Origin of the sequence: Amaricoccus sp., assembly GCF_017993425.1 — a bacterium.
Taxonomy (GTDB): Bacteria; Pseudomonadota; Alphaproteobacteria; order Rhodobacterales; family Rhodobacteraceae; genus Amaricoccus.
The window spans coordinates 84798-106127 of the sequence record NZ_JAGOMQ010000002.1; the positions used below are offsets into that span (position 1 = coordinate 84798).

Genomic DNA, 21330 nt, shown 5'->3' on the forward strand with positions numbered 1-21330 from the left:
CCTCAGGGGAACTGCGCCAGCACGCGGTCGACCTGCGCCTGGTTGATGCGGACGCCGGCCTGGGCCTGCAGGGCCTGGGTGAAGAGCGCCAGCGTGTCCTCGCCGGCCTGCGCGCCGAGCTGGCCGCCGACGCTCTGCACCAGCCCCGCGCCCTCGGCGCCCTTGGCGTCGAACGGGATCGCCTCGACCACCTCGACCACCGCGACCCGGCCCTCCGCATCGAGGATCGCCGCCTTGCCGGGGGCCGTTGCGAACACCGTCTCGACGAGCCCCGCCGGCGCGCCCTCGACCGGCGCGGTGCGCGCCACCGGCCCGGCCGAGCGCACCAGCCGCCCCAGCCGGGTGGCGAGGTCGCCGATCGGCAGCCCGCCGTCGAGCTCCGCCTTCAGCCCCTCGGCCATCTCCGCGAGCCGCCGCGCGTCCTCCGCGGCCGTCCAGTCCGCGACGACGCGGTCGCGGATCTCGGCAAGCGGGATCGGCGCCGGCGGCTCGATCGCGTCGACGCGCAGGGTGACGAGGCCGCCGGAGGCCAGCGTGACGAGGTCGGTCTCCTCGCCGACGTCCGCCGCCTCCGCGGCCTCGCGGAAGGCCTTGTCGTCGGCGAGCCCGCCGGTCGTGTCCGCGGCGAGGTCGATCTGGCCCATCTCGAAGTCCGAGCCGGAGGCGATCTCCTCGATGGTGGCGCCGCCGGCGATCTGGTCCTCGACCGCGCGGCCGTCGTCGACCACGCGCTTCTTCGCCTCGGCGAGCGCCCGCTCGGAGGCGAGCTCCGCCCGGGCGGCCTCGAACGGCGTGGTCATCGGGGCGAGGATGGCGTTGACGCGGAAGATCGACGGCCCGAGCGGCGTCGCGGCCGGTCCGACCACGCCGGGCCCGGCGGCGTCGAAGACCGCGGCGGCCGCCTCCGGCGAGAGGTCGGCGCGGCGCACCTCGCCCTGGTCCATCTCCGCCGGCGACAGGCCGCGCTCGGCGCCCAGCGCGTCGAAGGTGGCCGTCCCCGCCTGAATCCGGGCCAGCGCCGCGGCGGCGTCCTCGGGGGTGGCGAAGCCGATGCGGTCGACGCTGCGCCGCTCCGGCGTCGAGAAGCGGTCGCCGGCGGCGTCGTAGGCCGCGCGCAGGTCCGCCTCGGGGATCTCGATCGTCGCGGCGAGCGCCGCGGGATCGAGGAGCGCATAGGTGATCTTGCGCGTCTCGGGGCGGGTGTAGCGGGCGATGTTCGCCTCGTGATAGGCCTTGAGCGCGTCCTCGGCGGGCGGCGGGGTCGGCGTCGCCAGCAGCATCGGGTCGAGCTCGATCCAGTCGAAGCGCCGCCGCTCGCCGGCGTAGCCTAGGAGCGTCGCCGCCGCGGTGGCGGGCATCCCGGCCGCGCCCTGCACCGCGCCGGCGATCAGCTCGCGGGTCGCCTCGTGGCGGAGCATCGTCTCGAAGGCCTCCGGGGTCAGGCCGATGCGCTGCAGCGCGAAGGCGTAGGCCTGGCGGTCGAAGGCGCCGTTGACGCCGCGGAACGCCGGGGTGGCGAGCACCATCTCCTGCACGGTCGCGTCGCCGGTGGAGATCTCGCGGCGCGCCGCCTCGTCGTCGAGGGCCGCGTCGGTGACGAGCCGCCCGAGCACCATCCGGTCGACGCCGAACTGCCGCGCCTCGGCCATGGGGAGCTGCCGGCCGAGCTGGCGGCCGAGGGCGTCGATCTCCTGGTCGACCGCGCGGGCGAAGTCGTCGGCGCCGATCTGCTGGTCGCCCACCTCGGCGACGGAGTAGCCACCGGAGCCGGTCGCGGTGATGCCGAAGCCGCCGAAGCCGATCACCACGATGATCAGCAGCGCCCAGACGACATAGTTGGATTTGCTGGCGCGAAAGGTCTTCAGCATCGGGGCGCGCGTCCTCGTCCGGGCGGATGCGGCGTCTTAGTCGCTGCCCCGCGGCGAGGCAAGCGGGAGGGGTATGCGCGGAACGCGAGCGATCGCGCCGCGAGACCGGCGTATACTTCCTGCGATTCGAGGTTCGTTTTTCCAGCCGCCCCTTTCCGCCGTTGATGACGCCGAGTCTCGAGAGGGGCAATTTCAGGAGGGCAGGATCGTGGCGACGAGGGCGAGAGGGGGGAGGTCGGGCAATCTCCCCGATCCGGCGAGTTGGAACGAGCGCGGGTTGGTCTGGATCGGGCTTCTCGCACTGGCCTTGTGTCTGCTGCTGGCCGTGCAGCCCGACACCGCGAACCCCCGGATCGACTCGTCGGCCTGCGACACGCTCGTGATGCAGAACGAGAAGCCGGCCGGAAGCGGGTTCCGCATCGTCAGGTTCGGGCCCGGGCGCGTGGAGCTCGACGGCGGCGTCTGCGTGGTGGTGGCGGGGATCGTCGACGAAGAGGCGGCCCCAAGAATCGAAGGTGAAGGTGAAGGTGAGGGCGAGGGCGAGGAGGGTGAGGTCGACACGTCGCCGGTCGAGCTCGTATTCTACCTCAACAACGCGCAGTGGGAGACGCGCGTGATGGCGCAGCGCAAACCCGAGCCGCAGTGGCTCTTCCTTCCGCTCGACGTGCCGGCCAGCGCCGCGGACGATGCCACGGGCTTCTGGCCCAAGCTCCTCGGCAGCCTCGTTTGGCGATCGTCGGGCGTGCGTCACGTCCAGCTCGGCGTCTCGCGCAAGGACGTCGCCGCGGACACTCCCGAGTTCACCACGGCGAAGCTTTCGCCCTGGAGCCGCGTTGAGATCGTGGAGGACGGAGCCAGGGTCGTCGAGTGGAAGGCTCCCGAGCCTGTGACGAAGGGCGATCCGAGCGGCGGCTTTGAGCTCCGCGTCTTCTCCCGAGGCGCGGTCGCCGCCGGGTTCGTGGCGCTGGCGCTGTTCTCGGCGGCGACGGTGGCCGCGGCGGCGCGCACGCCGCTCCTGCGCGACAACGCCTTGCGTCTCCGCGACATCTATCCGGAGCGCCTGCGCGCGGCGCAGGCGGCGAAGCGAAAGAAGAAGGCCGAGCTCAAGAAGGCCGTCGCGCCGGACGCAAAGGCCGCCGCGCAGAAGGCGCTCCGCGAGGCGAGCGAGGAGGAGCGCCGCGTCGAGGCCGTGCTCGATTCGATCAGCCCGGAACTCCGCGCCGCCGAAGCCGCACGGGCCAGGGCGAAGGCTGCGGGCGATCCCGCGCTGGCGGCGGCCGACGAGGCCGTGAAGGCGGCGCGCAAGCGGTTCGGCGGCCGCGCCGTGGGGAGCTACAGCCTCGCCCGGACGCAGATGGCGTTCTGGCTTTTCCTCATCACCGCGGGCTATGTCTTCATCGCGCTGAGCATCGGGCAGTATCTCGGCATCGTGAACGACAAGATCGTGGCCCTGCTCGGGATCAGCGCGGGCACCGGGCTCGGCGCCGTGATGCTTGGCCGCGAAGCCTACGGGGAGACGCTCACCGAGGGCTATCTCAGGGACGTCCTCTGCATCGAAGGCTCCCCGCAGCTTACGCGGATCCAGGCCTTCGGGTGGACGCTGGTCCTCGGCGCCATCTTCGTGTGGCTGGCGCTCGGCGAGTACCGCTTCGCGGAGTTCGATACGATGCTTCTCGTGCTGATGGGACTCTCGACCGGCCTTTACGTCACTTTCAAGCCGGGCGAGATCGCGCGCGAGGAGAGCGGGACGCCAGTGCCGTGAGATCGCGCGCGGAACGCCCGCGGAGCCCGCCTTGTGCGTGGCGGCCGCGCGCCGAACGACGCGGCCTGTCCATCGAAGGTCAGCCCGCGGGTTCGGCTGCGGTGAACGCGGCGAGGCGGCGGCCGGTCTCGGCGAGGCCCTCGGGGCCGGAATTGGCGAAGGCGACGCGCAGGCCGCGCTCGGCGGAGCCGTCGCCGCCCTCCTCGCGGCGGGGGGCGAACATCGTGCCGGGCAGGAGGAGGAGCGAGGCCTCGTGGACGAGGCGCCGCGCCACCACGTCGGAGGGCGTCTCGAACGGGTGGCTCACCCAGGCGAAGTAGGCGCCTGCGCCGAGGATGCTCCAGCCCGGGAGGGCGGAGAAGGCGGCGCGGGCGGCGGCGCGGCGGCGCAGGATCTCGGCGCGCTCGCCGGCCACCCAGTCGCCGAGGTTGCGCAGGCCCCAGAGCGCCGCGCGCTGGCCGAGCTGCGGGGCGCAGATCACCATGCTGTCGAGGAACTTCTCCGCCTCGGCGAGCCGCTCGGGCGAGGCGATGATCGCGCCGGTCCGGTGCCCGGTCAGCCGGAAGGCCTTGGAGAAGGAATAGAGATGGACGAGCCAGTCGCGCCAGTCAGGGTCGGCGAAGAGCGCGTGCGGCCGGCCCTCGCGGCCGTCGAAGTCGCGGTAGGTCTCGTCGAGGACCAGCGCCGCGCCGGCGCTCCGGGCGAGCTCCGCGAAGGCGGCGACGGCGCCGGCGGGGTATTCCGCGCCGGTGGGGTTGTTCGGCGACACGAGCACGATCGCCCGGACCCGCGGGGTCAGCCGCGCCCGGGCGGCGTCGAGGTCGGGGGTCATGTCGGGCAGGCAGGGGATCGGAATCGTCTCGATGCCGGTCGAGTCAAGCCACATCTTGTGGTTGAAATACCACGGCGTCGGCAGCATCACCGCGTCGCCCGGCGCGGCGAGCGTGGCGATGGCGGCGCAGAAGGCCATGTTGCAGCCGGCGGTTATCGCCACGTCGGCGCCGCGGATGTCGCCGCCATAGGCGGCGCTCCACTGCGCGGCGATCTCCTCGCGGAGGTCGGGGTTGCCGAGGACGGGGCCGTAGAGGTGGCAGTCGGGGTCCTTCAGCATCTCCGCCATCGCGGCGCGGAGCGGCGCGGGCGGCGGGTCGACCGGCGCGGCCTGGCTGAGGTTGATCAGCGGCCGGTCGGGCGGAAAGACGGCGTCGGCGATCCAGCGGCGCGCCTCCATGACCGGCGGCGGCGGGGTGGCGGCGATGAGCGGGCTGAGCGGCGTCATGGCGCGACCCTACGCGGCGCCGCGCCCGGGCTTCAAGGGTCTCGCGGCCATGGCGCTGGTCTTCCGCGCGCCTGGCCGTGGTCGAGGCGCGGTTCCGCCCGTCGGCGGCCCGCCGCGCGGGCTTGACCGCCGCGGGCGGCCCCCTTAGCTCGCCGGCATGGCCGAGCCCCCCCTCCTGACCCTGTCCGGCGTGAGCCTCACCTTCGGCGGCGAGCCGCTCTTCGAGGGCGTCGACCTGGCGGTGCGGCCCGGCGAGCGGATCGCGCTCGTCGGCCGCAACGGCTCGGGCAAGTCGACGCTGATGAAGCTGATGGCCGGGCGGGTCGCGGCGGATTCCGGCGAGCGCTTCGTGCAGCCGGGCGCGGCGATCGGCTACATGGCGCAGGAGCCGGACTTCGCGGGCTTCGCCACGCTCGGCGCCTTCGTCGAGGCGGGCGTCCCCGAGGCCGAGGCCTGGCGGGCCGAGATGGCGATGGCCGGGGTGAAGCTCGACGCCGGTCTCGACCCGGCCACCGCCTCCGGCGGCGAGCGGCGGCGGGCGGCGCTGGCGCGCATCCTCGCCGAGGCGCCCGACCTGATGCTGCTCGACGAGCCGACCAACCACCTCGACGTCGAGGCGATCGCCTGGCTGGAGGGCTGGCTGCGCGACAGCCGCGCCGCCGTCGTCGTGGTCAGCCACGACCGCGCCTTCCTGCGGGCGCTGACCGACGCGACGCTGTGGATCGACCGCGGCGAGACCCGCCGGCTCGACCGGGGCTTCGCGGCCTTCGAGGACTGGCGCGACAAGGTCTTCGAGGAGGAGGACCTCGCCCGCCACAAGCTCGACCGGCTGATCAAGGCCGAGGGCCGCTGGGCCGTCGAGGGCATCTCCGCCCGGCGCAAGCGCAACCAGGGCCGGGTCCGCCGCCTCGCGGTGATGCGCGGCGAGCGCCGGGCGCAGATCGCCCGGGCCGGAACCGCCCGGATGGAGTTCGGCGAGGGGCGGACCTCCGGGCGGCTGGTCGTGGAGGCGGAGAGGATCGCCAAGGCCTTCGCCGGGCGGACGATCCTGCGCGACTTCTCGCTCCGGGTGCAGCGCGGCGAGCGGATCGCCGTCGTCGGGCCGAACGGGGTCGGCAAGTCGACGCTGCTCGGGATGCTGACCGGGCAGATCCCGCCCGACGAGGGCGCCGTCCGGCTCGGGGCCAACCTCGACCTCGCGGTCTTCGACCAGGCGCGCGCCGCGCTCGACGCCGACGCCTCGCTCTGGGACACGCTGACCGGCGACGCCGAGATCGGCGTCTCGGGGCGCAACGACCAGGTGATGGTGCGGGGGGCGCCGCGGCACGTCGTCGGCTACCTCAAGGACTTCCTGTTCTCCGAGGCGCAGGCCCGCGGGCCGGTCTCGGCGCTCTCGGGCGGCGAGAAGGCCCGGCTGCTGCTCGCCCGCCTGATGGCGCGGCCCTCGAACCTCCTCGTCCTCGACGAGCCGACCAACGACCTCGACGTCGAGACGCTCGACCTCCTCGAGGAGCTGGTCGACGACTATCCGGGCACGGTGCTCCTCGTCAGCCACGACCGCGACTTCGTCGACCGGGTGGCGACGACCACGATCGCCATGGAGGGCGACGGGACGGCGACGGTCTATGCCGGGGGCTGGTCGGACTACCGCAGCCAGCGCCGGCCCGATGCCGCCGCCGCCGCCCCGCCGCCGGCCCGGGCGAGGCCCGCGCCCGAGCGCCGGCCCGCGCCGGAACGGGGGCCGCGGCTCAGCTTCGCGCAGGCCCACCGGCTGGAGCGGCTGCCGCAGGAGATGGAGCGGCTCGCCGCCGAGATCGCGCGGCTGGAGGCGCTGCTGGCCGACCCCGACCTCTACGCCCGCGATCCGGCCCGCTTCCGCAAGGCGAGCGCGGCGCTCGCCGAGCGGCAGGCGGCGCTGGCCGCCGCGGAGACGGAATGGCTGGAGCTCGAGGAGCTGCGCGAGGCCGCGGGCGGCTGAAGCCGCCCGGCCCTCGCGGGGTCGTGGGCTGATCTGCTATCGGGCGGGGGGGTCCGGCTGGAGGGCGGCGGGCGCGCAACCTCGACACGGGGGGCGCTCCGGGCGGCGCCGCCGCGTTCGAGCTTTGGCTCCTGATCGAGGACGGCGGGGGGGCTTGCTGCCGCCTGCCGCGCGGCGGACTTCGTGCTCCGAGGAGGGCCTTGCGCGTGAACGGCGGCGCTGTTCACGCGTGAAAATTCGCTAAGCCATTGATTTCTCGTTGGGCGGGCCTGTGAACAGGCGGAGTGGCACACTGCACGACAGTGGAGAGGAAGCCCGGCCCGAGGCTGGCCGCGACGTCGACGCCAGACGGATTTGACCCGTGGCAAATCCGTCCGCGATCGCCCCTGCGGGGGGCGAGCGCGATTGCCGCGCTCGCCGGGGCGATCACGGACGGATGGCGCGCTCCCGGAGAAATCTGCGCCCCTCACGGCTTCCGCGCGCAACCGCGCTCCAGCCGTCGGCGCGGCGAAAGCCGGGCTTTCGCCTGTCGCGCCGGGCCTCGCGGGCAAGCCCGCTTCGGTCGGTCGGCGCTCGCGCGCGCCCCGTGGATCCAGCAGGGCAGACAGGTGTCGTGCAGTGTGGCGGCGTGGTGGAGACTTGCCACGACACCACACGAGGGCGCCCGGCCCTGGTGTGGTGTCGTGTGGCTGTGGACGCGAGCCCCGGGACCGCGGGCGGGGAAGGCGCCTGGCGGGCGCTCAGTGCGGAGTGGAAAGCTTCATCAGGACGAGGCCGCCGACGATCATCGTCGCGGCGAGCAGGCGGAGCGGGTTGGCGGGCTCGCCGAGGACGACGATCCCGACGGCGAAGGCCCCGACCGCGCCGATGCCCGTCCAGATCGTATAGGCGGTCCCGAGCGGGAGCACGCGCATCGACCAGGCGAGGAGCGCGAAGCTGATCGCCATGGCGACGAAGGTCACCACGGAAGGCCCGAGCCGGGTGAACCCGGCGGACTGCTTCATGCTGAAGGCCCAGACCACCTCGAAGAGTCCGGCGATGACGAGAAGGAACCAGGCCAATGATGCGCTCCTGACGGCAAGGACCGCCGGGCCGTCCCGGACATGAACCCGATCGGGGGAGGACGTGGCCTCGCCCCGGCAGGATAGGCGGGACGTGGCGGGGTTTCAACCGCGCCGGCGGAACGCGGGGGCGGCGGCCGGGCTAGCGAATTCACACTTCTCCTCCAGCCGCCATGGACCGAACGACAGGAAGCCGATAGCCGGCCGACCGAAGCGGGCTCCGCCCGCGAGGCCACGGCGCGACAAGCGAAAGCATTGCTTTCGCCGCGCCGACGGCTGGAGCGCGTTGGCGCGGAAGCCGTGGGGGGTGAAGATTTCCCCGTCGCGCGCAATCCGTCCGTGGTCGCCCCGGCGAGCGCGGAATCGCGCTCGCCCCCCGAGGGGCGATCGCGGACGGATTTGCCACGGGTCAAATCCGTCTGGCGTCAGTGTCGCGGCCCATTCCTCCCGATCCGTGGCTTCAGCCGGGATGTGTGAATGCCGTAGGCTGCCGGGGGGTGTGCTCACAAGCGCGGCGGGGCGACCTTCGGCTTCGGGCCGGGAGGCGGCAGGGCACGTCGCCCCTCTTCCCCCTCCGTGCCGCGCTTGTCCGGCGGTGGTCCGGGGAGACTGCGCCGGCAGGGGCCGGGCGCAGCGCTCGTGTCGCGGGGCCGGCGGGCTTGCGCCGCAGCCGGAGGCGGCGGGGAGAATGCCGCACGGTGCGGCACGGGTTAAGCGATTGGTTTAAATCAGAAATAGGAAAGATGATAATTTTGTTGCGCGGCTGGCCCGGCCGTCGCCGCGCGCGGGAGGCCCGGCTGGTCGGGCGTCCGGGGCGACGCCGTCGCCGGTCGTTCGTCCGGCGTCGCTCCGGTCGGGAGGGTCAGCCGGGCGGGACGTTGTTGTTGCGGCGGAAGAAGTTGTGGGGATCGTAGCGGCGCTTCGCCGCGACGAGGCGCGGCCAGTTCGCGCCGAAGGTCGCCTGCAGGCGGCCCTCCGGCTCCTCCGGTCCCATGAAGTTCGGGTAGGCGCCGCCGGCGCCGTAGGGATGCACCGCCTCCCAGTAGCCGCGCGCCCAGTCGCGCAGCGCCGGCGCCTTCGCGGGATCGGGGTCGATGCCGGCGATCACCATTGACCAGGTGGCGTCGCGGCGGGCCCAGGCGGTGGCGTCGCTCGCCTTGCGCCGCACCGCGCCGTCGATCGGATAGAGGTGCATCGCCGAGAGCTCGCTCGGCGCCCTGGCGTTCCAGGCGAGGTGCGCGTCGATCGCGGCGTCGGGCAGGTCGCGGACGAAGTCGCCGCGCCAGTGCCATTGCAGCCCGGCCGGCAGCAGGCCGTCGAACATCGACTGCGCCGCCGGATAGGGCATCGTTCCGCGCCAGTCGAGGAGCGGCTCCGGCAGGCCGTCGATGAGCGGCGCGACCGCGCGGCGCCCGGGCTCCTCGTCTCCGTCGAAGCAGGTCATCAGCAGGCACATGCGCTCGCCCCAGTGCGCGCGCGGGAAGGGATCGGCCGAGACCACGGTCTTGAGGCCGAGGAAGACGCAGAGCGCCTCCGGCGCGCCGGGGAGCCAGTCGCGGTAGCGGCGCATGATCCGGGCCGCCGCGTCGATCGGGTAGGCGACGGGGCCGGCGAAGACCGAGGCGACCGGGTGGGCCCGGAAGACGAAGCTCGTGACCACGCCGAAGTTGCCGCCGCCGCCGCGCAGCGCCCAGAAGAGCTCGGGGTGGCGGTCGGCGCTTGTGGTCACGAACGAGCCGTCGGCCAGCGCCACGTCCGCCTCGAGGAGGTTGTCGATGGTGAGGCCGTGCCGGCGCGACAGGTAGCCGTGCCCGCCGCCGAGGGTGAGGCCGGCGATGCCGGTGGACGAGACGATGCCCGAGGGAACGGCGAGGCCGAAGGCGTGGGTGGCGTGGTCGATGTCGCCGGTGGTGCAGCCCGCCTCCGCCCGGACGGTGCGCGTCGCCGGGTCGACGCGGACCCCGCGCATCGCCGACAGGTCGATGACCACGCCGTCGTCGACGCCGCCGAGCCCGGCGCCGTTGTGGCCGCCGCCGCGGACGGCGACGGGCAGGCCGGATCCGCGCCCGAGGTTCACCGCGGCGATCACGTCGGCGACGTCGGCGCAGCGGGCGATCAGCCGCGGCCTGAGGTCGATCGCGGCGTTGTAGAGCGCGCGCGCCGCGTCGTAGTCGGGGTCGCCGGCGGCGAGCACGTCGCCGCGCAGGGCCGCCCCGAAGGACGCCGCAAGGTCTTCGTCAAGCATGGAACCGTCTCCGGACAATCAATGAGGAACAGTGCCGGCAGGATACCGCGCCCGGCCGCGGCGCCCGATGATCCGCCGGCGTGAAGACTTGACCGGGCGTCCGGCTTTGCTGCCCGTGCGTCCGGCGTTCTTGCCCGGGCGTCCGGAGCGGCGGATAGTCGCGGGATGGACGTTCTTTCGGACCTGCTGAGGGCCGTCCGCCTGACCGGAGCGGTCTATTTCGACATCCGGGCCCGCGCGCCCTGGGTCGCCGAGAGCCCTGCGGCCGAGCGGGTCGGCGGGCGGATGATGCCGGAGTTCGAGCGGGTGATCTTCTTCCACATCGTGCTGGAGGGCCATTGCTGGGCGGGTCTGCCGGACGATCCGTCCGGCGCCGTCCGCGTCGGTCCCGGCGACGCGGTCGTCGTCCCCGGCGGCGACCGGCACGTGATGTCGAGCGCGCCGGGGATGCGCGCCGAGCCGGCGATGGACATCTACCGGCCGACGGGCGGCGAGGCCCTGCCGTATGTCTTCAACGACTTCGGCGGCAGCGGCGCGCCGACCCGCTACGCCTGCGGCTTCCTCGGCTACGATCGCCCGTTCAACCCGGTGCTCGACACCCTGCCGCGGCTCCTGCACGTGAACGCCGGACGCCCCGGGGCGGAGCTGCTCGTCGATCTCGCCCGCGTGGCGCTGCGCGAGAGCGGGAACCCGCAGCCGGGGGCGGAGGTGCTGCTCGGCAAGCTCGGGGAGCTGGTGTTCCTGCAGGCGATCCGCCAGCACGTCGCCGACCTGCCGGCCGGAGCGACCGGGTGGTTCGCCGGATTGCGCGACCGGCAGGTCGGCCGGGCGCTGGCGCTGATGCATGGCGATCCGGCCGCCCGCTGGTCGATCGCGACGCTGGCGGACGCCGTGGGGCTGTCGCGCTCGACCTTCGCCGAGCGGTTCGCGGGGCTCGTCGGCGTCTCGCCGATGCACTACCTCGCGGACTGGCGGTTGCAGCTCGCCGCGCATGCGATCGAGGTCCGCGGCCTCAGCATCGCGCAGGCCGCGGCGGCGGTCGGGTACGAGTCCGAGGCGGCCTTCAGTCGCGCGTTTCGGAAGCGCGTGGGCCTGCCGCCGGGCGCCTGGCGCCGGCAGCGGCAGGCAGGGCGGGGGGGCTCGTCGTGAGGGTCGCGGGAAAGACTTCGGCGCCCTTGGCCCCGGCAGGGTCGTCGAGCCGCTTGCCGGCGTCGCCGAGGGCCGCGGCGGACGGCGGCGGGCGGTCAAGGCGCCGCCGCGGGGGCGAGCGGACCGCGGGCCGCTCGCTCCGCGCTCGATGACCTTCTGGACCGCCGCGCCTGCGCGACGTCGGGGCGCCGGCGGCGGCGCGGCGGCTCAGCTGGCGGCGACGGCGGCTTCGAGGGCGGCGATGTCGATCTTGCCCATCGTCATCATCGCCGCGAAGGCGCGTTGCGCCGTGGCCTTGTCGGGGGTCGTCGTCAGCTCGAGGAGGCGTCTCGGGGTGATCTGCCAGGAGAAGCCCCAGCGGTCCCGGCACCAGCCGCAGGCGCTCTCGGCTCCGCCGTTGCCGACGACGGCGTTCCAGTAGCGGTCGGTCTCCGCCTGGTCCTCGGTGACGACCATGAAGCTCACCGCCTCGTTCGCCTTGAAGTTCGGGCCGCCGTTCAGGCCGACGAAGCGGCGGCCAAGGACGGTGAACTCCACGGTCAGCTCGGCGCCCGCGTCGCCGCCGGGGAAGTCGGCGGGGGCGGCGCTGGCGCGGCCGACGGCGCTGTCCGGGAAGGTCGCGGCGTAGAACTCCGCCGCCTTGCGCGCCTCGCCGTGGTCGTACCACAGGCAGGTGACGAGCTCGGTCATCTCGTGCTCCTTCAGTTGCGGGCCTTGTCGCCCTCGAAGTTCAGCATCCAGGGCGTGCCGTATCGGTCGGTGAACATCGCGAAGCGCTCGGCCCAGAAGGTCTCGGCCGGGGCCATCTCGTCCGCCCCGACCGTCGCGGGGGCGAGCGCGGCGTGGATGCGGTCGAACTCGGCGCGCGATTTCGGCGCGAGGGAGATGCGGAAGCCCTGGGGCCGGGAGTAGTGCTGCCCGGGGGCGTCGGAGGCCATGATGGTGGCGGAGCCGAGGCGGAGGCTCATGTTCATCACCAGGTCGTCGCCGCCCGGCATCCGGCTCGCGGCGTCGGGCGCGTCGGCGTTGCGGAAGACGCCGAGGATCTCGCCGCCGAGCACCTCGGCGTAGCGGGTCATCGCCTCGAGGCAGTCGCCCCGGAAGAAGAGGTAGATGGTCGGTTCCATTGCGGGTCTCCCTGAAGGGGTCGGGTCGCTCGGTGCGCCGCAGGTTCCGCGAGCATCGCGGGATCCCTGTGGGCCGTGGGCGGAGATGTGGCGGCGCTGGTCGGCGACCGCCTTGCGGAAGGCGGGGCGCCCGAGGCAGCGCCCGCGGCAGGCGGCGAGGGTCGGCGTGTCCGCGAGCAGGTCGGCATGGCCGGCGCCCACTGGAAGGCGGTCACGACGATCATGGTCGTCTCCCCCCGGTCGGTTCCCGCGGCGCCGGCGAGGCGGCCGCGGCGTGGGCGTCGAAGAAGGCGCGCTGGGCGGCGAAGGCGCGGGCGAAGGCCGGGCGGGCCTCGCCCCGGGCGACGTAGGCGGGGAGGTTCGGGAATTCCTCCAGGAGGCCGGAGCCGGAGAGCCGGCGCAGGACGTCGACCATCATCAGGTCGCCGGCGCTGAACGGCCCGTCGAGCCAGTCGGCGTCGCCGAGCCGGCGGGCGAGGTCGGCGAGCCGGCCGTGGATGCGGTCCTCGGCCGCCCGCAGGCGGGGCGCGGCCCAGGGCTCGCCGGCCTCCAGATACTCGGCGGCCTCGCGGTCGAGGATCGGCGGCTCGACCGTGCTGAGGGCGGCGAACATCCAGCCGATCGCGCGCGCCCGGGCTGTCGGGTCGACGGGCAGCAGGCCGGCGCGCGAGGTGGCGATGTGGAGGACGATCGCGCCGGACTCGAAGAGGGCGAGGGCGCCGTCCTCGAAGGTGGGGATCTGCCCGAACGGGTGGAGCGCCCGGTGCGCGGGCGCCTTCATCGCGGCGAAGGAGACCGGCCGGACCCGATAGGGCTGGCCGACCTCCTCGAACGCCCAGCGGACGCGCATGTCGCGGGCCATCCCCTGGCCGCCGTCCGGCGAATGCTCGAAGGCGGTGATGGTGGGCACGGTCACGGCGTCGATCCTTCCTGACGCCCGAACAGCAGCCGCACGTAGCGCGCGAGATGGTCGACGCTGTCGCGCGCGACCTGCGCGTCGCCGGTCGCCTTGGCGAGGATGAAGGCGCCCTGCAGCACGGCCTGGGTGTGGACGGCGAGGCTCGCCGCGGTCCAGTCCGCCGCGAGCCCGTGCGCCGCCATCGCCGCGGCGATGTCCGGCTCGATCGTCGCGGCATGGGCGAAGATGCTGGCGGCGCAGGCGTCGCGGATCGCCGGGTGCGAGGCGTAGACCTCCTGCGCCATGGTGCCGACGAGGCAGGTGAAGGCGGCGAGCTCGCCGTCGATGATCGTCCGGCGGAACGCGATGTAGCCGAGCACCCGGTCGAGCGGGTCGGCGTGGTCGTGGTAGGGCGCGGCGGCGAAGAAGGCGGAGGTGGTCTCGGCCCAGTAGGCGGCGGCCGCGACCCCGAGCGCCTCCTTGCTGGCGAAATGGTGGAAGAACGCCCCCTTGGTCACCCCGGCCGCCTTGCAGAGATCGTCGACGGTCGTCGCCGCGAAGCCCTGCGCCCGGATGACGTCGCGCGCGGCCTTCAGGAGCCTGTCCCGGGCTTCGCCGCGTCGGGGGGTCTGGTCGGCTGGCTGGCTCATGCGTAAAGTCATACCGACCGGTTGGTATCTTTGTCAAGCGACCGGCCGGCGGCGAGGATCACGACCCTTCCTCCCAGGCCGCCGCCGGCGCGTATGGACCGTCTGGCCGACGCGGGCGTCCGGGAAGGCGGTGGCGTCCGCGGTGGGGCGGCGGCTCGGGCGCGCCTTGCGGGCGGATCCTGGCTAGGGCAGCTGGTCCGAGGGCAGGAAGGGGAAGAACGTGCCGTCGGAGGTGACGCCGAGCCACGAGGCGCCGGCGTGGGGGCGGTGCTCGGCGATCTCGACGAGGCGGTAGAAGCTCTTGCGGTCGATGAGCGCCTCCAGGCCGCGGCGGACGTGGACGTAAGGCGCGGGCTCGCCGGTCGCGGGGTCGAGGGCGACGCGGATCGGGTTATCGGGGCCGGCGGTGGTCTCGTCGTCGGTCGGGGTGGTGAAGGTGATGCGCTGGCCGGCGCCGGCGCCGGCCACGGTGAAGTCGACCGCGACGAAGGGGGCGTCGTCGACGCGGATGCCGACCTTCTCGACCGGGGTGACGAGGAAGTAGGCGTCGCCCTCGCGCTTGAGGATCGAGGAGAAGAGCTTGACCAGCGGCTTCCGGCCGATCGGCGTGCCGAGGTAGAACCAGGTCCCGTCGCGGGCGATGCGCATGTCGATGTCGCCGCAGAAGGGCGGGTTCCAGAGATGCACCGGCGGCGGGCCGCGGCGCGTCGCGGTGCGCGCCGCCGTGGCCAGCGTGTCGGCGGAAGGGGCGGGGTCGGCCATGGCGTCCTCCTTGCCCGGGAGGCTAGCGCCCCGCGGCCGCCTCGGCAACGCGGGCGGGCGGGGTGAGGGCCTTGCGGCCGAGCTCGAGGAAGGCGGCGCAGTCGGGGGGGAGGCAGCGGGCCTTGGCGGCCTCGTAGAGGGCGAGCTCGTCCTCGGTGAGGACGCCGCGCCAGCGGCCGTTCGTGCCCTTGTGGAAGAAGGTGGCGAGGCCGTCGCGCCAGGTCGCCAGCGCGCGGTCCTCGGCCATCGGGCCGGCGGTGCGGTCGGCGCGGAGGGCGGTGAAGCTCGTCGCGGCGGCGATCGCCGCGCGGCGGTCGGGGGCGAGGGGGAGGTCGAGGAAGGCGGCGAGGCGGGCGATCTCGCCGTCGAGGTCGTCGAGGAGGTCCTGGAAGTGGACGAGGTGGAGGTTCGGCAGATGCCGGAAGCGCCACCAGCTGGCGGCGTGGTAGAGGTTGCCGGAATGCGGCCAGCCGTCGCTCTCCCACGGGAACCAGCCCTCGGAGATCCAGCGCGGCCAGAGCGCGTGGAGATCGGCGGGGCAGCGCGGCATGGGCGTGACGCCCGCGGGCTGCGGGCGCGCGTGCCAGGCGTCGGTGAAGCCGGAATAGTGGTTCCAGAACGACATGAAGACGTCGCGGGGGTCGCGCATCGCCACGACGTAGCGGACCTCGGGGAACCAGGGCAGGGCGTCGAGCGGCAGGTGGGACTTGAGGAAGCGGCGGTGGGTCTGCGCCTCCAGCGCGGCGTGGAGCGCGGCGGGGTCGTCGCAGCGGCGGTCCACCCAGGGCGAGACCTCGCCGACGGGAGGCCGCGGCGGCTCGGGAAAGACGAGCTGGCGCAGGATGTTCTGCATCCAGGTGGTCCCGGACTTGTAGGAGGTGGCGATGACCACGTCGCCGGGGCGGGGGCGGAAGGCGTCCCAGTTGCGGCTGTCGAAGATGTAGCTGACGTAGTCGCGGGTCCGCCGGGGAAGGGGGCCGGGGCTCATGCCCGGAGCCCGGCGGCCGGGCGGCGGGCCGGGAGGGCGGCGCGCAGGTCGAGGACGAGGACGACGAGGAAGAGCGCCATGCCCGCGAGGACGGCGAGCGAGCCGGCGATGATCAGCGGCGCGGCGTCGGCGCCGGTGGCGAGGTAGGCGGCGAGGCCGCCGGTCATCACCGGCATGCCGAGGGCGCCGGCGCCGACCTGGACCCAGGCGAGCGCGTCGCAGCGCCGCGTGACGCCGCGGTGGTAGAGGCCGTAGAGCGCGAGGGTGGCCCAGCCGAGCAGGTTGATGTGGGCGTGGACCGGGGCGAGGGTGAAGTCCTCGTTCATCCCCATCCAGATGCCGAGGCCCATGCCCGAGAGGGCCGAAAGGGCGGCGGCGATGAAACAGAAATACGCGATGCGCATGGCGCTGAACTCTCTTCGTTGCGAACCGTCGAGGCCGGGAGGGCCGCCAATTGGAAATGCCGGGAGGCGTGAATGCGCCCCTTGGTCTCGAAATGAGCGGCCTCCATACATCGGGACGGGTGAGTCGGCCAAGGGAATTCTGGCCGGCGCCCCGGTCGCGGGCAGGCCCGCCGGCGCGCGCAGGGGGCTCGCGTGGCGGGGCCGGGGTCCCGGCGGCGCGTGGACCGGCAGGGTGTCCGGCTGGCGCAAGGGGCGCGCGCAGAGGGGCCGGGGTCCAGGCGGCGATCGGGGGCGGCGGGCATTGCTGCGGCGCCACATGGAGGGCGCAATTGCTGCGGCGCCGGGATTGTGACGCGCTTGGGCATTGCTGCATTCCTGCATCCGGGCGATGCTCGCCGGGTTGGCGGCGGCCGGTCCCGGGCGGGCGGCGGCCCCGCGCGTAGGAGGTGGAGCGCATGACGGACGCCGACGGGCTGGTGGCGGAGATCGAGGCGACCGGCGCGCGGCTGGCGCGCACGCGCGAGATGATCGCGCGGCGCATCGTCGGGCAGGAGAACGTCGTCGAGCAGACGCTGATCGCCATCCTGTGCGGCGGGCACGGCCTCCTCGTCGGCGCGCCGGGGCTCGCCAAGACGCGGCTCGTGGAGACGCTCGGCACGGTGCTCGGGCTCAGCGCCAACCGGGTGCAGTTCACCCCCGACCTGATGCCGGCCGACATCCTCGGGGCCGAGGTGCTGGAGACCGGCGCCGACGGCAGCCGGGCGTTCAAGTTCATCGACGGGCCGATCTTCTGCCAGCTCCTGATGGCCGACGAGATCAACCGGGCGAGCCCGCGCACCCAGTCGGCGCTCCTCCAGGCGATGCAGGAGAAGGAGGTCTCGGTCGCCGGCCAGCGGCGGCTGCTGCCGCGGCCGTTCCATGTGCTGGCGACGCAGAACCCGATCGAGCAGGAGGGCACCTATCCGCTGCCCGAGGCGCAGCTCGACCGGTTCCTGCTGCAGATCGACGTCGATTACCCGAGCCGCGACGAGGAGCGCGAGATCGTGCTCTCGACCACCGGCGTCGACGAGGCCACCGCCGAGCCGGTGCTCGACACCGCGAGCCTGATGGCGGCGCAGCGGCTGATCCGGCGGTTGCCGGTCGGCGAGGCGGTGCTCGACCGCATCCTCGACCTGGTGCGGGCGGCGCGGCCCGGGACGGACGACGCGCATCCCGCGGTGCGCGACGCGGTGAGCTGGGGGCCGGGTCCCCGCGCCGCGCAGGCGCTGGCGCTCGCCATCCGCGCCCGCGCGCTGGTGCGGGGCCGGCTGGTGCCGGACCTCGACGACGTGGCGGCGCTCGCCCATCCGGTGCTGATCCATCGCATGGCGCTCGGCTTCGCGGCGCGGGCCGAGGGGCAGACGCTGGGCGACCTGATCTCGCGCCTCGTCGGCGACGTCATGGGCCTGGAGGCCGCCGCGTGATCGCTCCCGCGCCCCTGCGCGGACGTCACAAGCCGCAGGGGCCGGTCGGGCTGAGGCGCGACGCGGAGAAGGTCGCGGGCGCGCTGCCGCCGCTCCTCGCCGAGGCGGAGCATCTGGCCGCCTCGGTCGCCATGGGCTTCCATGGCCGGAGGCGGGCCGGGCACGGCGAGAATTTCTGGCAGTACCGGCAGGCGATGCCGGGGGACGCGCGCTCGGCGGTCGACTGGCGGCGGTCGGGCAAGTCGGACCAGCAGTTCATCCGCGAGATGGAGTGGGAGGCGGCGCAGACCGTCTCGTTCTGGGTCGACGACGCGCTGGCCATGGACTACCGCGATTCCGACGACGCCAAGGCGCGCTCGAAGTTCGAGCGGGCGGCGCTCTTGTCGCTGGCGCTCTCCGTCCTGCTCATCAAGGGCGGCGAGCGGGTGGCGCTGATGGGCACCGACGCGGCGCAGCCGCAGCCGGGGCGGGCGCAGCTGAACCGCATGGCGCTGACGCTCGGGGGCGCGTTTCGCGACGACCGCCCGGATTATGGCGCGCCGCCGGCGGACCGGCTGGCGCGCGGCGGGCGGGCGGTGTTCCTGTCGGATTTCCTCGGCGATCTGGACGGGTTGGCCGGGCCGATGGCCCATGCCGCGGACCAGGGCGTGCGCGGCGTCTTCGTGCAGGTGCTCGACCAGAGCGAGGAGGCGTTCCCCTTCGACGGGCGGCTGATCTTCGAGAGCATGGGCGGCGGCTCGCGGTTCGAGACGCAGCGGGCGCGGGCGTTGCAGGAGGCGTATCGCGAGCGGCTGGCGGCCCGGCGGGCGGAGCTGCGGGCGCTGGCGGCGCGGTTCGGCTGGCGGTTCTATCCGCACCGCACCAGCGAGAGCCCGCGGGCGGCGCTGCTCTGGCTCTACATGGCGATCGGCGACGGGTGAGGCGGGGGCGATGACGATCGGCCCGATCGCGTTCCTCGCGCCCTGGCTGCTGGCGGCGCTCGTCGCCTTGCCGGTGCTGTGGTGGCTGCTCCGCGCCGTGCCGCCGGCGCCGGCGCTGCGGCGGTTTCCCGGGGTGCGGCTGCTGCTCGGGCTGCGCGACCCGGAGCGGGTGCCGGAGCGGACGCCGTGGTGGCTGCTGCTCCTGCGCATGGCGGCGCTCGCCGCCGCCTTCGTCGCCTTCGCCGAGCCGGTGCTGAACCCGGAGCGCGGCGGGGCGGGGGGGCCGCTTCTCGTCGTCGTCGACGGCGGCTGGGGCGATGCACCGGACTGGACGGCGCGGGCGAGCCGGATCGCGGCGGCGCTCGACGACGCCGGGCGGGACGGCCGGCCGGCGGCGGTGGTGTCGCTGGCCATGCGCCCGCCGGCGGAGGCGGCGCTGCCGCTCCGGCCGGCGCAGGATTGGATCGGGCGGCTCGCCGGGCTCGCGCCGCGGGCCTGGGGGCCGGACCGGGCGGCCTGGGCCGAGTGGATCGCCGGGCTGGAGGGTGAGGGTTTCGAGACGCTGTGGCTGACCGACGGGGTCAGTGACGGCGGCGAGGCGGCTTTGGCCGCGGCGCTGCTCGACCGCGGGCCGGTGACGGTGGTGGAGCCGCGGGCGGACGTGGTGGCGCTGACCCCGCCGCGGCTCGACGGCGGCGCGCTGATCGTGACGGCGGTGCGGCCGGCGGCCGGCGCGGAGCGGCCCGTCGGCGCGGCGGCGATCGGGCCGGATCCGAACGGGATCGAGCGGGCGCTGGGGGCGGCGACGGGGGTGCTCGCGGCGGACGCGACCAGTGTCGATCTCGCCTTCGACCTGCCGGTCGAGCTGCGCAACCGCGTCGAGCGGCTGGCGCTGACCGAGGGGCGCTCGGCCGGGGGCGTGGCGCTCGCCGACGACAGCGTGCGGCGGCGCAAGGTGGGGCTGATGGCCGGGCGCGCGGGCGGCGAGGCGCAGGAGCTGATCGACCCGATGCATTACCTGAGGAACGCGCTCTCGCCCTTCGCCGAGCTGATCGAGGCGCCGCTCTCGGACATGCTGGCCGCGGCGCCGGACGTGCTGGTGCTCGCCGACGTCGGCGCGCTCGGCGAGGACGAGCGGGCGGCGCTGACGGAATGGGTGGAGGCGGGCGGGCTGCTGATCCGCTTCGCCGGGCCGCGGCTCGCCGCCTCGGGCGCCGGCCAGCTCGAGTCCGATCCGCTGCTGCCGGTGCGGCTGCGCGCCGGCGGGCGGAGCGTGGGCGGGGCGATGTCCTGGGGCGCGCCGCGGGCGTTGCAGCCCTTCCCGGAGAAGAGCCCCTTCGTCGGGCTGGAGGTGCCGGAGGACGTCGACATCACCGCGCAGGTGATGGCGCAGCCCGACCCGGACCTGCCGGAGCGGGTGCTGGCGAGCCTCGAGGACGGGACGCCGCTCGTCACCGGCGCGCCGCTCGGCAAGGGGCGGGTGGTGCTCTTCCACGTCACCGCCAACGCCGACTGGTCGAACCTGCCGCTCTCGGGCCTCTTCGTGCGGATGCTGGAGCGGCTGACCCAGAGCGCGGGCGGCCTTGCGGGCGGGTCGGCGGCGCTCGACGGCGCGGTGTGGACGCCGGTCGCGGTGCTGAACGGCTTCGGCGACGTCGAGACGCCGACGCTGATCGCGGGCGTCGACGGCGCGCGGCTGGCGGCGGAGCCGCCGTCGGAGGACATGCCGCCGGGCGTCTACGCCAACGGCGACCGCCGGGCGGCGCTCAACGTGCTGCGCGCCGGGGCGACGCTGGCGCCGCTCGCGCCGCTGCCGGCGGAGGTGGTGGTCGAGGCGCTGGAGCGGCCGCGCGAGACGCCGCTCGCGCCGTGGCTGCTGGCGCTGGCGCTCGGGCTGCTCGCGGTCGACGTGCTGGCGACGCTGGCGCTGTCCGGGCGGTTCGGGCGGGCGGCGCGGGCCGCGGCCGTGCTGGCGGGGCTGGCGCTGCTCCTGCCCGTGGCGGGGCTCGCGCAGACCTCCGACGCCGAGGCGATGCGGGCGGCCAACGAGACGGTGCTCGCCTATGTGGAGACCGGCAACGCCCGGGTGGACGCGGTCAGCCGGGCGGGGCTGGTCGGGCTCGGCGAGGCGCTGTTCTCGCGCACCGCGGTCGAGCCGGGCGAGCCGGTGGCGGTGAACCTCGAGACCGACGAGCTGGCGCTGTTCCCGTTCCTCTACTGGCCGATCGTCGAGGGGCAGGCGACCCCCTCGGCGGAGGCCTACGCCAAGCTCAACGACTTCATGCGGCTCGGCGGCATGATCCTCTTCGACACGCAGGACGCGCAGCTCGGCGGCGAGCTCGGGACCTCGACGCCGAACGGTCGCGTGCTCCAGCGCATCGCGCTGCGGCTCGACGTGCCGCCGCTGGAGCCGGCGCCGGCCGACCACGTGCTGACGCGGACGTTCTACCTGTTGCAGGATTTCCCCGGCCGCTACATGGGCGCGCCGGTCTGGGTCGAGGCGGCGACCAACGCCGAGGAGGTCGAGGGCCTGCCGTTCCGCAACCTCAACGACGGGGTGTCGCCGGTGGTGATCGGCGGCAACGACTGGGCCTCGGCCTGGGCGGTGGGCGAGGACGGCCAGCCGATGTTCCCGGTCGGCCGCGGCATCTCGGGCGAGCGCCAGCGCGAGATGGCGCTGAGGTTCGGGGTGAACCTGATCATGTATGTGATGACCGGCAACTACAAATCCGACCAGGTCCACGTGCCGGCGCTGCTCGACCGGCTGGGGCAGTAG

The 21330-nt window shown here is 74.3% G+C and carries 17 protein-coding genes; 6 read left to right on the top strand and 11 right to left on the bottom strand.

Annotated features, from left to right (window positions below):
• Positions 1-2: 2 nt before the first annotated feature.
• Positions 3-1868: a peptidylprolyl isomerase gene (locus KBB57_RS01410; protein ID WP_290745643.1), complete on the bottom strand. Its 1866-nt coding sequence runs from the start codon at positions 1866-1868 to the stop codon at positions 3-5.
• Positions 1869-2145: 277 nt separating this feature from the next.
• Between KBB57_RS01410 and KBB57_RS01415 the strand changes: the two genes are divergently transcribed.
• Positions 2146-3630: a hypothetical protein gene (locus KBB57_RS01415; protein WP_290745646.1), complete on the top strand. Its 1485-nt coding sequence runs from the start codon at positions 2146-2148 to the stop codon at positions 3628-3630.
• Positions 3631-3709: 79 nt separating this feature from the next.
• Here the strand turns inward: KBB57_RS01415 and KBB57_RS01420 are convergent, their stop codons facing one another.
• Positions 3710-4909: an aminotransferase gene (locus KBB57_RS01420; protein ID WP_290745649.1), complete on the bottom strand. Its 1200-nt coding sequence runs from the start codon at positions 4907-4909 to the stop codon at positions 3710-3712.
• A gap of 157 nt (positions 4910-5066) precedes the next feature.
• Between KBB57_RS01420 and KBB57_RS01425 the strand changes: the two genes are divergently transcribed.
• A complete protein-coding gene (locus KBB57_RS01425) occupies positions 5067-6887 on the top strand; it encodes an ABC-F family ATP-binding cassette domain-containing protein (RefSeq protein ID WP_290745652.1) in 1821 nt (606 codons plus the stop codon).
• A 740-nt stretch (positions 6888-7627) separates the two neighbouring features.
• On the opposite strand, the gene sugE is transcribed toward KBB57_RS01425, so the two are convergent.
• The gene (sugE, locus tag KBB57_RS01430) at positions 7628-7948 is read right to left on the bottom strand and encodes a quaternary ammonium compound efflux SMR transporter SugE (protein ID WP_290745654.1); all 321 of its coding nucleotides are present in this window, start codon (positions 7946-7948) and stop codon (positions 7628-7630) included.
• Between the two features lie 862 nt (positions 7949-8810).
• Positions 8811-10193, bottom strand: a complete 1383-nt coding sequence (locus tag KBB57_RS01435; protein WP_290745657.1) for an FAD-binding oxidoreductase — start codon at positions 10191-10193, stop codon at positions 8811-8813.
• 165 nt (positions 10194-10358) lie between these two features.
• Between KBB57_RS01435 and KBB57_RS01440 the strand changes: the two genes are divergently transcribed.
• On the top strand, positions 10359-11342 hold the full coding sequence (locus KBB57_RS01440) for an AraC family transcriptional regulator (protein ID WP_290745660.1): 984 nt from the start codon (positions 10359-10361) through the stop codon (positions 11340-11342).
• A 207-nt stretch (positions 11343-11549) separates the two neighbouring features.
• Here KBB57_RS01440 and KBB57_RS01445 read toward each other — a convergent pair whose 3' ends face one another.
• From KBB57_RS01445 to KBB57_RS01475, 7 genes are all read right to left on the bottom strand, one after another.
• Positions 11550-12032, bottom strand: coding sequence for a VOC family protein (locus tag KBB57_RS01445; protein ID WP_290745663.1), 483 nt, complete (start codon positions 12030-12032; stop codon positions 11550-11552).
• 11 nt (positions 12033-12043) lie between these two features.
• A complete protein-coding gene (locus tag KBB57_RS01450) occupies positions 12044-12469 on the bottom strand; it encodes a VOC family protein (RefSeq protein WP_290745666.1) in 426 nt (141 codons plus the stop codon).
• A 220-nt stretch (positions 12470-12689) separates the two neighbouring features.
• Positions 12690-13385: a glutathione S-transferase family protein gene (locus KBB57_RS01455; protein ID WP_290745669.1), complete on the bottom strand. Its 696-nt coding sequence runs from the start codon at positions 13383-13385 to the stop codon at positions 12690-12692.
• Entirely contained in the window at positions 13382-14017 is a 636-nt protein-coding gene (locus tag KBB57_RS01460; RefSeq protein ID WP_290745673.1) for a TetR/AcrR family transcriptional regulator, read from the bottom strand. The genes KBB57_RS01455 and KBB57_RS01460 overlap by 4 nt, the downstream gene beginning before the upstream one ends.
• A 183-nt stretch (positions 14018-14200) precedes the next feature.
• Complete coding sequence (locus KBB57_RS01465; RefSeq protein WP_290745676.1) at positions 14201-14779, bottom strand: DUF1285 domain-containing protein; 579 nt, start codon at positions 14777-14779, stop codon at positions 14201-14203.
• 22 nt (positions 14780-14801) lie between these two features.
• On the bottom strand, positions 14802-15767 hold the full coding sequence (locus KBB57_RS01470; RefSeq protein ID WP_290745679.1) for a sulfotransferase domain-containing protein: 966 nt from the start codon (positions 15765-15767) through the stop codon (positions 14802-14804).
• Positions 15764-16171: a hypothetical protein gene (locus KBB57_RS01475; protein ID WP_290745682.1), complete on the bottom strand. Its 408-nt coding sequence runs from the start codon at positions 16169-16171 to the stop codon at positions 15764-15766. Before KBB57_RS01475 ends, KBB57_RS01470 begins: the two co-directional genes overlap by 4 nt.
• A gap of 455 nt (positions 16172-16626) precedes the next feature.
• Here KBB57_RS01475 and KBB57_RS01480 point away from each other — a divergent pair, with 455 nt between their 5' ends.
• Genes KBB57_RS01480 through KBB57_RS01490 form a run of 3 tightly spaced genes read left to right on the top strand, consistent with a single transcriptional unit; the run spans position 16627 to position 21330 of the window.
• Positions 16627-17634: a MoxR family ATPase gene (locus KBB57_RS01480; protein WP_290745685.1), complete on the top strand. Its 1008-nt coding sequence runs from the start codon at positions 16627-16629 to the stop codon at positions 17632-17634.
• A complete protein-coding gene (locus KBB57_RS01485; RefSeq protein ID WP_290745688.1) occupies positions 17631-18554 on the top strand; it encodes a DUF58 domain-containing protein in 924 nt (307 codons plus the stop codon). Before KBB57_RS01480 ends, KBB57_RS01485 begins: the two co-directional genes overlap by 4 nt.
• Before the next feature lie 10 nt (positions 18555-18564).
• Positions 18565-21330 carry a DUF4159 domain-containing protein gene (locus tag KBB57_RS01490; protein ID WP_290745691.1) on the top strand — a complete coding sequence of 922 codons (2766 nt, stop codon included), beginning with the start codon at positions 18565-18567 and terminating at the stop codon, positions 21328-21330.